Source organism: Kineococcus sp. NPDC059986 (assembly GCF_040702905.1).
Classification (GTDB): domain Bacteria; phylum Actinomycetota; class Actinomycetes; order Actinomycetales; family Kineococcaceae; genus Kineococcus.
On record NZ_JBFBND010000010.1, the window covers coordinates 80,681 to 94,610 of the forward strand.

General features: G+C 74.9%; 12 protein-coding genes and 2 riboswitches. Of the genes, 5 read left to right on the plus strand and 7 right to left on the minus strand.

Annotated features, from left to right (window positions below):
• Positions 1–27 precede the first annotated feature (27 nt).
• Genes AB0637_RS09995 through aceA form a run of 4 tightly spaced genes read right to left on the minus strand, consistent with a single transcriptional unit; the run spans position 28 to position 4,487 of the window.
• The gene (locus AB0637_RS09995; RefSeq protein WP_366171830.1) at positions 28–1,107 is read right to left on the minus strand and encodes a LacI family DNA-binding transcriptional regulator; all 1,080 of its coding nucleotides are present in this window, start codon (positions 1,105–1,107) and stop codon (positions 28–30) included.
• A gap of 41 nt (positions 1,108–1,148) precedes the next feature.
• Positions 1,149–1,484 (minus strand): GNAT family N-acetyltransferase, encoded by a 336-nt coding sequence (locus AB0637_RS10000; RefSeq protein WP_366171832.1) that lies wholly within the window; start codon positions 1,482–1,484, stop codon positions 1,149–1,151.
• A 44-nt stretch (positions 1,485–1,528) separates the two neighbouring features.
• Positions 1,529–3,190: a malate synthase A gene (gene aceB / locus AB0637_RS10005; RefSeq protein WP_366171958.1), complete on the minus strand. Its 1,662-nt coding sequence runs from the start codon at positions 3,188–3,190 to the stop codon at positions 1,529–1,531.
• Positions 3,191–3,233: 43 nt separating this feature from the next.
• A complete protein-coding gene (gene aceA / locus AB0637_RS10010; RefSeq protein WP_366171959.1) occupies positions 3,234–4,487 on the minus strand; it encodes an isocitrate lyase in 1,254 nt (417 codons plus the stop codon).
• A 190-nt stretch (positions 4,488–4,677) separates the two neighbouring features.
• On the opposite strand from aceA, the gene AB0637_RS10015 reads away from it, so the two are divergent.
• The 4 genes from AB0637_RS10015 (at position 4,678) to AB0637_RS10030 (ending at position 9,312) form a co-directional block, all read left to right on the plus strand.
• Positions 4,678–6,162: a helix-turn-helix domain-containing protein gene (locus AB0637_RS10015; protein WP_366171834.1), complete on the plus strand. Its 1,485-nt coding sequence runs from the start codon at positions 4,678–4,680 to the stop codon at positions 6,160–6,162.
• A gap of 131 nt (positions 6,163–6,293) precedes the next feature.
• Entirely contained in the window at positions 6,294–7,001 is a 708-nt protein-coding gene (locus tag AB0637_RS10020; RefSeq protein ID WP_366171960.1) for a VIT family protein, read from the plus strand.
• A 71-nt stretch (positions 7,002–7,072) separates the two neighbouring features.
• Positions 7,073–8,215, plus strand: a complete 1,143-nt coding sequence (locus AB0637_RS10025; RefSeq protein ID WP_366171836.1) for an acyltransferase — start codon at positions 7,073–7,075, stop codon at positions 8,213–8,215.
• 95 nt (positions 8,216–8,310) lie between these two features.
• Positions 8,311–9,312: an alpha-L-glutamate ligase gene (locus tag AB0637_RS10030; protein WP_366171838.1), complete on the plus strand. Its 1,002-nt coding sequence runs from the start codon at positions 8,311–8,313 to the stop codon at positions 9,310–9,312.
• Here AB0637_RS10030 and AB0637_RS10035 read toward each other — a convergent pair.
• Positions 9,299–10,636, minus strand: coding sequence for an NtaA/DmoA family FMN-dependent monooxygenase (locus tag AB0637_RS10035; RefSeq protein WP_366171840.1), 1,338 nt, complete (start codon positions 10,634–10,636; stop codon positions 9,299–9,301). The two genes, AB0637_RS10030 and AB0637_RS10035, sit on opposite strands and share 14 nt — an antisense overlap.
• Positions 10,633–11,712, minus strand: a complete 1,080-nt coding sequence (locus tag AB0637_RS10040; protein WP_366171842.1) for an LLM class flavin-dependent oxidoreductase — start codon at positions 11,710–11,712, stop codon at positions 10,633–10,635. The genes AB0637_RS10035 and AB0637_RS10040 overlap by 4 nt, the downstream gene beginning before the upstream one ends.
• 178 nt (positions 11,713–11,890) lie before the next feature.
• On the opposite strand from AB0637_RS10040, the gene AB0637_RS10045 reads away from it, so the two are divergent.
• Positions 11,891–12,118 (plus strand): hypothetical protein, encoded by a 228-nt coding sequence (locus AB0637_RS10045; RefSeq protein ID WP_366171844.1) that lies wholly within the window; start codon positions 11,891–11,893, stop codon positions 12,116–12,118.
• Positions 12,119–12,136: 18 nt separating this feature from the next.
• On the opposite strand, the gene AB0637_RS10050 is transcribed toward AB0637_RS10045, so the two are convergent.
• Positions 12,137–13,489 (minus strand): aminotransferase class V-fold PLP-dependent enzyme, encoded by a 1,353-nt coding sequence (locus AB0637_RS10050; RefSeq protein WP_366171846.1) that lies wholly within the window; start codon positions 13,487–13,489, stop codon positions 12,137–12,139.
• 54 nt (positions 13,490–13,543) lie between these two features.
• A riboswitch (SAM riboswitch) is annotated at positions 13,544–13,657 on the minus strand.
• Positions 13,658–13,796: 139 nt separating this feature from the next.
• A riboswitch (SAM riboswitch) is annotated at positions 13,797–13,888 on the plus strand.
• Positions 13,889–13,930 lie beyond the last annotated feature (42 nt).

Genomic DNA, 13,930 nt, shown 5'->3' on the forward strand with positions numbered 1-13,930 from the left:
GGTCGCCCTCGCGCGGGAACCCTCCGGTCAGGACAGGGCGGGCGTGCTCGCCCGCAGCAGCACGTCGCCCACGACGTGCTCGAAGCGCGCCGGACCGCCCTCGGCGGAGTCGACGAGGTCGAACAGGCGGTGGCCGATGTCCGTGAGCGGCAACCGGACCGTCGTCAGCGCCGGGGCGATGTCGCGCAGCGTCGGGATGTCGTCGAACCCGGCCACGGCCAGGTCGCGGGGGACGTCGAGCCCCGCGTCGCGCGCCGCGGCGATGGCCCCCACGGCCATGACGTCGTTGGCGGCCAGGAGCGCGGGCGGCGGTTCGGCGCGCCGGCGGCGGTGACCCCGGCGCTCCAGCAGGGCCGCGACCCCGTCGTACGCGCCGTCGCGCGTGAACGGCCCGGCGACGCGCTCGGCCGGTTCCAGGCCGCGCGCCGCGAGACCGGCGAGGAACCCGGCGGTCCGGTCGCGGGCCGTGACGAGGTTCCCCGGGCCCTCCAGCAGCCAGAACTCCCGGTACCCGAGGTCCGCGACGGCCTCGGCCAGCCGCCGCGCCCCGCCCTCGTTGTCGACCAGGACGGTGTCGACGCCCAGGACGTCCTGCGTCGCCGCCGCGACCTGACCGCCGCCGCTGCGGAAGGCGTCCAGTTCGGTGCGCAGGGCGTCGGTGCGTTCGGCGTCGGTCCAGCGCGACCCCGCGAGGATGACGGCCCGGACCCGCTGGCGCCGCAGGGCCGCGACGTGGGCGACCTCGCGGTCGGCGTCGCCTCGGGTGACCGACAGCGTGACGATGGCCCCGGCCGACTCGGCGGCGTTCATGACACCCGCGGCCAGCGAGGAGAAGTAGGGGTCGGCGATGTCGTGGACGACGAGGCCGACGACGTCGGACCGTCCGCGGGCCATGGCCTGCGCCTGCGCGTTGGCGCTGTAGTCCAACCGGGCCGCGGCGTCGTGGACCCGTTCGCGCAGCGCCTCCCCGACGACCCTGGTGCTGCCGTTGAGGACCCGGGACGCCGTGGCCAGGGAGACCCCCGCCTCGCGGGCGACGTCGTCGAGGGTCACCGGCCCGTCGGGACGGGACCTCCGGGCGCGACGTCGGGGTTCAGTGCTGGCCACGGGGACATCGTGCCCTGTCGGGGGACGCCCCGTGGGCAGCCTCAGAGGACGTCGGCGTACTCCTCGGCGTGCCGACGCACGTGCAACCGCACGAACGTGCAGGCCGGGACGACGCGCCACCCCCGCGCGCGGGCGTCCCGCAGGGCCGTGTCGACGACCTTCGTCGCCAGGCCCTGGTGCTCGTGCTCCGGGTCGACCTCGGTGTGCACCATGGCGATCGACGCGACGGCCGCGTCACCGGTGGGGGCGCCCTGCGGGACGTAGTCGGCGAGGGCGACGACCCGGCCGTCGAGCCGGCCCTCCCAGCGGTGCGCGGTCTCGTCGTGGGTGACGACCAGGTCGTCGGCGGGGGTGCCCATGGCGTCTGCAACGCCCACCGCGACCCCCACCTTCCCGCCCCGTCCCCGGCAGGGGGAGGCGCTCAGGTGAGGGCGGGTTCGGGGTCGGGCAGCCGCACCGCGCGGGGAGGTGCTGCCAGGACCACGAGGTGACGGGCGTACGCCTCCGTCGTCACGAACGCCGGGAACTCGGTGCCGAACGTCGCGTCCTCGACGATCCGGCGCGCGTCCTGCAACCGACCCGCCGCGCCGGGCACGCCGTCGAGCTCGGCGAGCGCGCGGCCGAACTCCTCGTCGAGCGTGCGTTGCACCAGGCGTCGGTCGACGGCACGGCCGTCGTCGAGGGACACGCTGTGCCGCAACCAGGTCCAGACCTGCGTGCGGGAGATCTCGACCGTCGCGGCGTCCTCCATGGAACCGTCGACGGCCACCGCCCCCGACCCGCCGAGCCACGCCCGCAGGTACAGCAGGCTGACCCGCAGGTTCGCCCGCAGGCCGGTCTCGGTGACGCGGCCGCCCGCGGAGGCGAGGTCGAGCAGGTCCTCGGCGCCGACAGCGACGTCCTCGCGCAGCCGGTCGCGCTGGTCGTCGGCGCCGTGCAGGACGGCGTCGAAGGCCGCGCGGGCGACGGGGACCAGGGCGGGTTGCGCGACCCAGGACCCGTCGAACCCGTCGTGGGCCTCGCGCGTCTTGTCCGCGGCGACGGCGTCCCGGGCGCGCCGGGTCGCCTCGGGATCGGTCCGCGAAGGGACGGCCGCGGCCATCCCCCCGATCGCCATGGCGCCGCGCCGGTGGCAGGTCCGCACGAGCAGGTCGGTGTAGGCGCGCATGAAGGGGACGGTCATCGTCACCGACGCCCGGTCCGGCAGGACGGCGGCGGGGTCCTCTCGGAGGTTCTTCAGGGCGCTGAACAGGTAGTCCCACCGGCCGGCGTTGAGACCCGCGGCGTGTTCCCCGAGGGCGTGCAGCACCTCGTCCATCTCGAAGACCAGGGGGAGCGTCTCGACGAGCACGGTGGCCCGGATCGACCCGCGCGGCAGGTCGAGCGCCTCCTCGGCGACGACGAAGACGTCGTGCCACAGCGCGGCCTCGGCCGCGGACTCGAGCTTGGGCAGGTAGAAGTACGGGCCGTGGCCGCGCTCGAGCAGCCGCCGGGCGTTGAGGAACAGGTGCAGGCCCGCGTCGACGAACGCGCCCGCGACCGCCGCGCCGCGGACCCGGACGTGCTTCTCCACCAGGTGCCACCCGCGGGGACGGACGACGATCGTCGGCAGGTGCTCACCGAGGCGGTACTCCTTGCCCTCCGGCGTCGTGAAGTCGATGCGGCGGTCCAGGGCGTCGCGCAGGTTCCGGTGTCCCTCCACGACGTTCGCCCACGTCGGGGACGTCGCGTCCTCGAAGTCCGCCATCCACACGTCCGCCCCGGAGTTCAGGGCGTTGACGGTCATCGTCCGCGTCGGCGGTCCGGTGATCTCGACGTGCCGGCGGGTCAGGCCCGGGGGTGGGGGCGGAACCCGCCAGCCCGCGTCCTCGCGGATCCGGGCCGTGTGCGGGGAGAACCCGAGCCGTTCCTCCCCGGACAGCAGCCGGGCGGTGCGGGTGCGCCGGGCGCTCAGCAGTTCGGCCCGGCGACCGGCGAACGTGTCGTGCAGCAGGGCGACGAAACCGAGGGCGTCGGGGGTCAGCAGTTCGGCGCCGCGGGCGGGGGACGGGGCGAGCACCTCGACGGTGCCGCGCGGGGTCAGGACGGTCACGGGAACTCCTCCTCTTCGAGTCGTGGACGGCCGGTCAGAACTGTTCGTGCTCGGTTGACCCGGCCATGGCCGTCGTCGCGGCGTCGGGGGACAGGGCCCGGGTGACGTGGTCGAAGTACCCCGTGCCGACCTCCGCCTGGTGCCGGACGGCGGTGTAGCCGTGCTCGACGGACGCGAACTCCCGGGTCTGCAGTTCGGCGTACGCCGTCATGCCGCCCTGGGCGTAGCCGCGGGCGAGTTCGAACATCGAGTGGTTCAGGGCGTGGAACCCGGCGAGGGTGATGAACTGGAACGCGTACCCCAGTTCGCCCAGCTCCTGCTGGAACGTCGCGATCTGGTGGTCGTCCAGTGCCGCACGCCAGTTGAACGACGGCGAGCAGTTGTAGGCGAGGAGCTTGCCGGGGTGCTCGCGGTGGACCTCCTGGGCGAACTCCCGGGCGAACCCGAGGTCGGGCCGGCCCGTCTCGACCCACAGCAGGTCGGCGTACGGCGCGTAGGAGCGACCACGGGTGATGGCCGCCTCGGGTCCGCTGCGGACGCGGAAGAACCCCTCGCCCGTGCGCTCACCGGTCACGAACGGTCGGTCCCGGTCGTCGACGTCGCTCGTCAGCAGGTCCGCGGCGAGGGCGTCGGTGCGGGCGACGACGAGCGTGGGGACGCCGCAGACGTCGGCCGCGAGCCGCGCCGCGTTGAGCGTGCGGACGTGCTGGGCCGTCGGGACGAGGACCTTCCCGCCCAGGTGGCCGCACTTCTTCTCGCTCGCGAGCTGGTCCTCCCAGTGCACCCCGGCGGCCCCGGCGGCGATCATCGACTTCATGAGCTCGAAGGCGTTGAGGGGTCCGCCGAAACCCGCCTCGGCGTCGGCCACGACCGGCGCGAGCCACGGGCTCGGTCCTTCCCCGCGGGGGTTCTCGGCCCACTCGATGCCGTCGGTTCGCAGCAGGGCGTTGTTGATGCGACGGACGACCGCGGGGACGGAGTTCACCGGGTACAGGCTCTGGTCCGGGTACGTCTGCCCGGAGAGGTTGGCGTCGGCCGCGACCTGCCACCCGGACAGGTAGACCGCCTCCAGTCCGGCGCGGACCATCTGGACGGCCTGGTTCCCCGTCAGCGCCCCGAGGGCGGGGACGAACGGCCGGGTGTGCAGCAGGTCCCAGAGCCGGTCGGCACCGAGCCGGGCCAGGGTGTGCTCCTCGGTGACCCGGCCCCGCAGGCGGACGACGTCCTCGGCCGTGAAGTCGCGGCGCACCCCGGCCCACCGCGGGGAGGTCGCCCACTCCCTGCGCAGGGCGTCGGCGGGGTCGAGGGTGAGGGGGCTCGTGGTGGTGGAAGGGGTGGTGTCGGTGCTGGTCACGGGGGTCTCCTCCGTCGCAGGACCCCCGTCGGTGGGGGCCGTGCAGAGAGCTTGTCGCGTTGTTCCGCCCCCGGAAGGGGTTCGCCCCTGTCAAGAACCGCACTTCTTGCCCTAACGTGCAGGGATGGACGATGGCACACCCGGCGGTGTCGACGGGGTCGGTGACCTCGTCACCCTGGGCCGGCGGGTCCGGCACCTGCGCACGGCACGGGGACGGACGCTCGACGACCTCGCCGGCGCGGTCGGCAGTTCGGCGTCGCGGTTGTCACTGCTGGAGAACGGCCGCCGCGAACCGAAGCTGTCCCTGCTGACGGCACTGGCCCGCGAGCTCGGGGTTCCCCTCGCCGAGCTGCTCGCCCCGGAACCCCCGAGCCGCCGGGCGGCCCTGGAGATCCGGCTGGAGCACGCCCAGCGCTCGCCGCTCTACGCCTCGTTGGGCCTGCCCGCCGTCCGGCCGGGCAAGCGCGCGCAGCTCGAACTCCTCGAAGCCCTCGTCGGGTTGCACGACGAACTCGTCCGGCGCGCGCACGAGCGGGCGGCCACCCCCGAGCAGGCGCGGGAGGCCAACGTCGCGCTGCGGCGGACGATGCGCGCCCAGGGGAACTTCTTCGGGGAGGTGGAGGACGCGGCCGCGGGGTTGCTCGACGCCGTGGGGTACGCGGGCGGGCCGTTGTCGGAGCGGCACGTCGACGCCCTCGCCGCGCACCTGGGCTACCGGTTCGTCGCGGTCGACGACCTGCCGCACTCCTCCCGGTCGGTCACCGACACCCGGCACCGCGTCATCTACCTGCGCGCGCAGGACCGCGTCGCCGGCGGCCCCCGCCGTCGGGGGGTCGCCCTGCAGGCCCTGGGGCACCTCGTGCTCGGTCACGGGGAACCGGCCGGGTACCCCGAGTTCCTCCGTCAGCGCGTCGAGGTGAACTGCTTCGCGGCCGCCCTGCTCGTGCCGCGGCGTGAGGTCGTCCGGCAGTTGCAGGCGGCGAAGGCGGCGCGCGACATCGCCGTCGAGGACGTGCGGGACGCCTTCAACGTCTCCTACGAGACGGCCGCGCACCGGTTCACGAACGTCGCGACCCACGACCTCGGGTTGCCCGTGCACTTCATGCGCGTCCACGAGTCCGGCACGGTCTCGAAGGCGTACGAGAACGACGGGGTGCTGTTCCCGGTGGACGCGACCGGTGCGATCGAGGGGCAACCGGTGTGCCGGCACTGGACGGCGCGGACGGTCTTCGACCGCCCGGCCGGCGTCCCGTACCACCAGTACACCGACACCCCGAGCGGGACGTACTGGTGCACCTCCTCGGTCGACCCGGCGGGGGACCCCGACCCCGGTGCGCCGCCCGGGCGGTTCAGCGTCAGCGTCGGCGTGCCCTTCGCGCACGTGAAGTGGTTCCGCGGCCGGGAGACGACCGAGAGGTCGCAGTCGCGGTGCCCGGACCCGACGTGCTGCCGGGTCCCGCCGGCCGAGCTGGCCGACCGGTGGGCGGCGCACGCCCGCCCGTCGGCGCGGGCGCACTCCCACCTGCTCGCCGCGCTGCCGCCCGGCACGTACCCCGGCGTGGACGACACCGAGGTGTACCGCTTCCTCGACGCCCACACCCCGCGGTGAGCCCCGCCGCGTGCACGCGCGGGGCGGCGGTGCGACAGTGGTCCGGCGCGGAACGCGTTGCGGGACAACAGACGTACTGAGGACAGGCACACCTGCCCGGGTCACCCGGGAGGAGAGGAGCGGTCGTGGCCGTGTCGCACCCGGGGGAACCGGCGCTGCACCAGGGGGAGGTGAGCTCCCGGCTGAACTGGCTGCGGGCCGCCGTGCTCGGCGCCAACGACGGCATCGTGTCCGTCGCCGGTCTGGTCGTCGGGGTGGCGGGGGCCACGACCGAACGTCCCGTCCTGCTGACGGCCGGGGTCGCGGGCCTCGTCGCGGGCGCGCTGTCCATGGCTGCGGGGGAGTACGTGTCCGTCTCGACCCAGCGCGACACCCAGCGGGCCCTGCTGGAGACCGAGCGCCGGGAACTGGCGGAGATGCCCGAGCAGGAGCTCGAGGAGCTGGCCCGCATCTACGTCGACAAGGGCTTGTCCGAACCCCTCGCCCGGCAGGTCGCGGCCGAGCTCACGGCCGGCGACGCGCTGCGGGCCCACGCCGACGCCGAACTGGGCATCGACCCCGACGAGGTCGTCAGCCCGTGGCAGGCCGCGTGGGCGTCCGCCGCGTCGTTCACGGTGGGGGCGCTCGTCCCGCTGCTGACGATCGTGCTGCTGCCGACGAGCGTGCGCGTCGTCGCCTGCTTCCTGGCGGTCGTCCTGGCGCTGGCCCTCACGGGCGCGCTCAGCGCCCACTTCGGCGGGGCGGGTCACCGGCGGGCGACGATCCGCACCGTGCTCGGCGGTGCCGTCGCGATGGCCGTGACGTACGGCATCGGGCACCTCGTGGGGCGGTCGGTGTAGCAGGGCGCGAGCGTCACCCGGACGGAGCAGCTCTCAGCGGGGTTTAAGCGGCCCCCGGGCAGGCTGCCCGCGTGGCAGACACCCGGGTCCCCGACCTCACCGCCCGCCTCCGCACCGCGCCCGCGCCGCGGCCGGCCTTCCGGCGCGACGTCGAGGGTCTGCGCGCCGTCGCCCTCGGTCTGGTCCTGCTCTTCCACGCCGGCGTCCCTTTCGTCCGCGGCGGGAACATCGGTGTCGACGTGTTCTTCGTCATCTCCGGGTTCCTCATCACGGGACTGCTCGTGCGGGAGGTGTCGACGACCGGCCGGGTCGACCTGCCAGCCTTCTACGCCCGCCGCGCCCGCCGGATCCTGCCCAGCGCCGGGGTCGTGCTCGTCCTCACCGTCGCCGGGACGGCGCTGCTGGCCCCCGCCCTCCTCGCGGACACCGGTCGGGCCGCCGCCGCGGCGGCCCTGCAGGGGGCGAACTGGTGGCTGCTGGCCGCGGGGGACCTGCACGTCCCGCTGACGCACTACTGGTCGCTGGCGGTGGAGGAGCAGTTCTACCTCGTCTGGCCCGTCCTCCTGCTGCTCGCCCGGCGCCGGCCGCTGCTCGCGCTGGGGGTGCTCAGCGCGGTGTCCTACGCCGCGAGCGTGCTGGTGACGCCCGGGAACGAACTGCTCGCCTACCTGGGCACGGGCACCCGCATGTGGCAGTTCGGCCTCGGTGCCGCCCTGGCCCTGCTCGCCCCCCGCATCGCCGAGCTCACCGCGGCTCACCCCGGGCTCACGTCCGGGATCCGTTGGGCCGCAGCGGGTGTCCTCGCCTCCGCCGCCGTGTGGGTGGGGTACGTTGCCTACCCGGGCTGGGCCGCGCTCGTGCCGACGCTCGCCGCGGCGCTGCTCATCGCCGGCGGGACGAGCGACCCGGCCGCCGGTCCGGGCCGGCTCCTCGTCTGGCGGCCCGTCCGGTTCTGCGGGCGCATCTCCTACACCTGGTACCTCTGGCACGTCCCCGCGACGTTCTTCGCGGTGGCGCTGTTCCCGGCCGTCGACCGCTGGCCCTTCCTCCTCGTCGTCGAGCTCCTCGCCGGCGGTCTCGCGTTCCTCACCACGGTCCTCGTCGAGGACCCGCTGCGCCGCAGCCGTGCGGTCGCCTCGACGCGGCGGGGACTCGTGCTCGGCGGGGTGGTGACCGCGGTGTCGCTCAGCGCGGCGGTGCTGGCGCTGGTCTGACGGCGGGCCCTGCGGTCGGCGCAGCGGTCGGCGTGGCGCCGACGGGAGGAGGTGCGAGGCTGGGGCCGAGCGAGCCCGACCGACCGGAGGACCCGATGACCACGCAGACCCGCACCCGCACGAGCTGGTCGCTCGAGGCCGGCGGCGAACCCCGGGTGCACGTCCTGCACGACAACCCCGACTGGTTCGCCCCCTTCGAGGCCGCGTTCCGCGCCGAGGGCGTGCCGTTCCTGGAGGTGCTGCTGACGGACGGCTCGATCGACCTCGATGCCGAACCGGCCCCGGGCGTGTACTGGTCCCGCCTGAGCGCCTCGTCGCACACGCGGGGGCACGCGCACGCGAAGGAGTTCACGCGCTCCGTCGTCGCCTGGCTCGAAGGCTGGGGGCGGCGCGTGGTCGGCGGCTCGGCCGTCGTCGAACTCGAGGTGAGCAAGGTCCGGCAGCACGCCCTGCTGCGCCGCAGCGGGATCGACGTCCCGCGGACGCTGGCCGTCTTCGGCCGCGACGGACTCGCGGAGCGGGCGCGCGAGCTGCCCGTGCCGTTCATCACGAAGCACAACCAGGGCGGCAAGGGGTTGGGGGTGCGGCGGTTCGACTCCCACGAGGAGTTCGACGCGTACATCGCCTCCCCGGAGTTCGAGGAACCGGTGGACGGCGTCACGCTGCTGCAGGAGTTCCTGCGGACCGCCGAGCCGTTCATCACGCGCGCGGAGTTCGTCGGTGGCCGGTTCGTCTACGCGGTCCGGGTCGACACGTCGGCGGGCAGCTTCGAGCTGTGCCCCGCCGACGCGTGCGCCGTGCCCGGGGTGGCGGCCGAACCCTTCGCCCTGCGACCGGAGGTCACCGCGGACACGCCCGTCGTGCAGCGGTGCGCGCGGATGCTGCGCTCGGCGGGGCTGGAGATCGCGGGGGTGGAGTTCGCCGAGACCGTCGACGGCCGCACCGTCGTCTACGACGTCAACACCAACACGAACTACAACCCCGCCGTCGAGGCCGTGGCCCCGGAGTCGGCCCCCGGGGCCATCGCCCGCCACCTCGGCTCCCTGCTGCGGGCCGAGGCGCTGCACCGTCCGGCGGCGGGGGTCACCGCCGGGTGAGGGGAGCCCGCAGTCTCAGGTGCTCGCGCAGCGTCGTCCCGACGTACTCCGTCGGGTAGGCGCCGCGGTCCTGCAGCGCCGGGACGAGCTGGTCGACGATCTCGTCGAGCCCGCCGGGGACGAGGTACGGCGTGACGTTGAACCCGTCGCAGGCGCCCGTGCGGACCCAGTGCGTGAGCTCGTCCGCCAGCTGCGACGCCGTGCCCGCGAAACCCCGCTCGGAGGAGTGGTGCAGCACCAGGTCGCGCAACGAGAACTTGTTCTCCTCCGCGACCGCGCGCCACTGCTGCGCCAGGGCCCGGGCGTCGGCCCCCGCCCGGTGGGCGCCCCGTGTGCCGTCGATGTCCGTGATGACGGGGTCGTGCGCCGGCAGCGGGCCGTCGGGGTCGAGGTGCGAGAGGTCCTCGCCCCACACCTGCCCGACGAGGGACAGGGCCGTGGCCGGGGTCACCTGCTGCTCCAGGACCCACCGCGCCTTCTCCTCGACCTCCGTAGCGGTGTCGGCCACCACGATCTGCGTCCCGGGCAGGACGAGGACGTCACCGTCGGGCCGCCCCGCGGCCAGGGTCCGCCGGCGGACGTCGTCGGCGAAGGCGAGGGCATCGGCGTGGTCCGTGCCGTGCCGGGAGAACACGACGTCCGCCGTCCTCGCCGCGAAGTCGCGGCCGGCGGGGGAGTCACCCGCCTGGAAGAGCACGGGGTGCTCCTGGGGGCTGCGTCGGACGGTCGGGGTGAACTCCACGTCGAAGAACCCGTCCTGCACCCGGACGGGGTTGAACCGTTCGCCGTCCCAGCTGTCCCACACGCGCTGGGCGGTCCGGACGAACCGCTCGGCGCGTTCGTAGCGGTCGGCGTGGTCGAGGTACCCGCCGCGCCGGAAGTTCGCCCCCGTCCAGGCGTTGTCGGTGGTGACCACGTTCCACGCGGCGCGGCCCCCGGACAGGACGTCGAGCGAGGCGAGCCGGCGGGCCAGGTCCGCGGGGTCGTTGTACGTCGTGTTCTGCGTCGCGACGAGGCCGATGTGCGTCGTCAGACCAGCCAGGGTCGCGAGTTCGGTGAGCGCGTCGGGGCGGCCGACGACGTCGAGGTCGTGGACCTTCCCCCGCTGTTCGCGCAGACGCAGACCCTCCCCGAGGAAGAACGCGTCGAACAGCCCCCGCTCGGCGGTGCGGACGAGCTGCACGAACGTCGAGTGCGCCATCTGAGAACCGCTGCGGGGGTCGGACCAGATGGTGCTGTGGTTCACGCCCTGGAAGAACACCCCGAAGTGGACGACGGCGTCGGGGAAGCGCAGGTCGGTGGTGCGCGGGTCGGCGGTGGTCACAGGGCGGCTCCTCCGACGGGAGTGGGCTGAGGGGCGAACCGGTTGGCGGGACGGGGCAGTCCCAGGGTGGTGCGCAGCGTCGTCCCCGGCAGCGGGGCCCGCAGGAGCCGGGCCAGGCGCAGGGCCGGGAGCGTCGTGCGCACGAGTGCCGGCAGGTCCTCGTCGAGGACCGCCGCGTGCAACCGGACCCCGTCGACGGTGCGGCTCAGGTCGGTGAGGTACCGGGCGAAGGCCTCGCCCGACCCGGCCCACCGGACCCGGGAATTCCCGGCGTCCGGCGCGGGGGCGGAGGCGTCCAGGGCCGCCAACCGGTCGGCGGCCGGGTGCGCGGTGGTGTCCAGGGCGAACTCGACGTCGAGGACGACGAGGGGAGAGCCTGGGGACCGTCGCGCCCCGGGGTTCCCCGTGAGCACCACGTCGGGGACGTCGGGCCGGTTCCCGAGGTCGTCCTCGTGCACCACGACGACGGCGTGGCCCTGCGGGGACCGCGGAACGGTCAGCGGGCCCTTGACCGACCAGCGGCCCGTGTCGACGTCGACGTGGTGGAGGCGGTCGCGGTCGACGTACCGCCCGGTGGCGACGTCCCGGATCACGGCGTCGTCCTCCCAGGAGTCCCAGAGGGCCCGGACGGTGTCCACGACGTCCGCGAGTTCGGTCGCGGGGTCCGCGGCGACGGGCAGGTCCACACCCCGCGCGACGGCCGGCGGGGACGTCGTCGCGATCCAGCCGGCACGGCCCGCGCTGGAGTGGTCGAGCGAGGCGATCTGGGCGGCGACGTGGAAGGGCTCGGAGTACGTCGTCGCCGCCACGGGGAGCAGGCCGATCGCGTCCGTCGTGCCGGCCAGGAAGGCTGCGCGCTGGACGGCGTCCAGGTGCCCCACCGGGTTGCGCGGGTCGGTCGCGGGCGGGTCCTCGAACGTCAGTCCCGTCAGCCCCTGGGCCTGGGCGGTGACGGCGAACCCCCGCAGCCGGGAGGGGGAGTGGACCTCGTCGGGGGTGCTGCGGGAGCGGCGCCAGGCGGCGGGGTGCCAGCCGCCGCCGTCGACGTCGAGGAACACGTGCAGGGGAGTGGTCACGGGGTCTCCGGAGTGGTGTCGGGGAGTGTGCTGCGCGTCTCGCGCAGCGGGTCGGGCAAGGGCCTCCCGGCGACGCCGGTCGTGTGCGACAGTGAGGCCCCCGAGAGTGGAGGTGCGAGAGGTGCTGCGACGACAGTGGGCGCGATGGTGCGCTGCCGCAACCAGTCTGGGGTCGGTCGTGGTGCAGGGGCTCGCCCTGGCCGGCCACGGCCAGTGGGGGTTCCCGTGGTCGCCAGCGGACCTCGCCCACGCGCAGGAGGGCGGCCACGACGCCGGCCGCCACCTCGAACCAGGCCCCGGCGAACTGACCTGGACGGAGTTCGAGTCCGAGCTGCACGCTCTGCTCGCCCACGAGGCTCCCCGCACCGGCGAAGGGCCGCGGCCCAGCAGCGAGCCGCTGGCCTGAGCGGCGTGCGCCCCGGGGTCACCGGCGGGTGGCGGTCAGGGGGGCGAGGAACGTCTCGGGTGCCGGTCGGGCGTCCGACACCGGCCCCCAGTGGCCGTCGACGACCCCGTAGGTGAGCTCCGGACCGGTCGTCAGGTACTGCCGCAGGGCCCGCAGCAGGCGGTCGACGTCGGCGGACGACGTGCCCACCCCGGTCGAGACGCGCAGACCTCCCGCGCCCAGCCCCAGGGCGTCGGCGAAGCGGTGTGCGCAGAACCGGCCGTCCCGAACCCCCGTGCCGTGCTCGGCGGACAGGTACGCGGCGACCTGCGAGGCGGGGTGACCCGGGACGGTGAAGGTCACGACAGCGACGGCGTCGCGGGGGTGCGGTCGCACGACCTCGACCCCGGGCAGGGCGGTCAGCCCGTCCACGAGCCGGGCGCGCAGCTGCGCCTCGTGGGTCTCCAGGGCCCCGACGGGGAGCGCCGCCAGCGTCCTGCACGCCTGGGCGAGGGCGACCGCGCCGACCACGTTGGGTGAACCCGCCTCGTGCCGGTCGGGGCCGTCCGCCCACGCCACCCCGTCCGCGCTCACGTCCAGCGTCGCGCCCCCGCCGGCCAGGTAGGGGTCGGCCGCGTCCAGCCAGTCCCGGCGACCGACGAGGGCCCCGCTGCCGAAGGGCGCGTACAGCTTGTGGCCGGACAGGGCCAGGTAGTCGATCCCGTCGCGCGCCAGGTCCACCCGCCGGTGCGGCACGAGCTGCGCGCCGTCCACCGCGGTGCGGGCTCCGGCGTCGCGGGCCGCCCGCGCCAGCCGCCGCAGCGGCAGGACCTCCCCCGTGACGTTGGAGGCCCCCGTGACGGCCAGCAGCCCGTAGCGGCCGGTCGCGAGTTCGGCCGCCAGCAGGTCCGCCGTCTCCTCCGCGTCGGCCCCGCCGCGCACGACCGTGGTCCGCGCCGACCGCTGCCAGGACAGCAGGTTGGCGTGGTGCTCGACGTCGGCGACCAGCACCCGGGTCCCCGCGGGGACGGCCTTGGCCAGCAGGTCGAGGGCGTCGGTGGTGCTCCTCGTGAGGACGACGACGTCGTCGGGGCGGGCGCCCACGAACCGGCCGACCTCGGCGCGGGCCTGCTCGAAGAGGGCGGTCGAGACGCGGGACAGGTACCCGGCGCCGCGGTGCACGCTCGCGTAGTGCGGCAGCACCTGGGCGACCCGGTCGGCGACGGCGCGCAACGCCGGGGCGCTCGCCGCGTTGTCGAGGTTCACGTAGGTCGAGGTGCCGCCGGTGGCGAGGGGGACCGGGGTGTCGGCGCCGACGACGGGGAGCAGCGGGTCGACCGGACCGGGGCGGCGACAGGAGGGTCGGAAGGGGGAGAGGGTGCTGGTGCTCACGCAGGAACTCCTGGGAGAGGGGGACCCTGCCGGGAGAACCGGGTCGCCCGGCGAGGTCCGCGCTTGCCGGCTCCACCACGGAACCGGCCAGGTCGTCACCCGGGGCACCCCACCGCGGAGGAGGGTTGCCGGCCAGCGAGCCGGGGCTTGTCGCTGGCGCTCATGACCTGTGCAGGAGCCTGCCACGAGGATCCCGAACGATCAACATCGGTGTGTCGGCGGCCTTCCTTGAGCCCGTCCTGCGCCGCCCGGGTGGTCGTTCCCGGACCACTTGTGGAGCCGAGCGAAGTGCCTCTATGGTCGGAGCACACCATCCAGAGCGGCCGAGAGTCCTGGCTCGACGACGCCGCAGCAACCCCCCGAGCCCGGGCGAGGGTGCTAACGCCAGGCCGATGGAGCCCGTGATGCGCAACACCGATGTCGAACCGACCCCGCGACCCT

Coding starts and splice junctions, on each gene's coding strand:
- AB0637_RS10015 (WP_366171834.1), top strand. CDS start 4,678: ATGGACGATGGCACACCCGGCGGTGTCGACGGGGTCGGTGACCTCGTC.
- AB0637_RS10030 (WP_366171838.1), top strand. CDS start 8,311: ATGACCACGCAGACCCGCACCCGCACGAGCTGGTCGCTCGAGGCCGGC.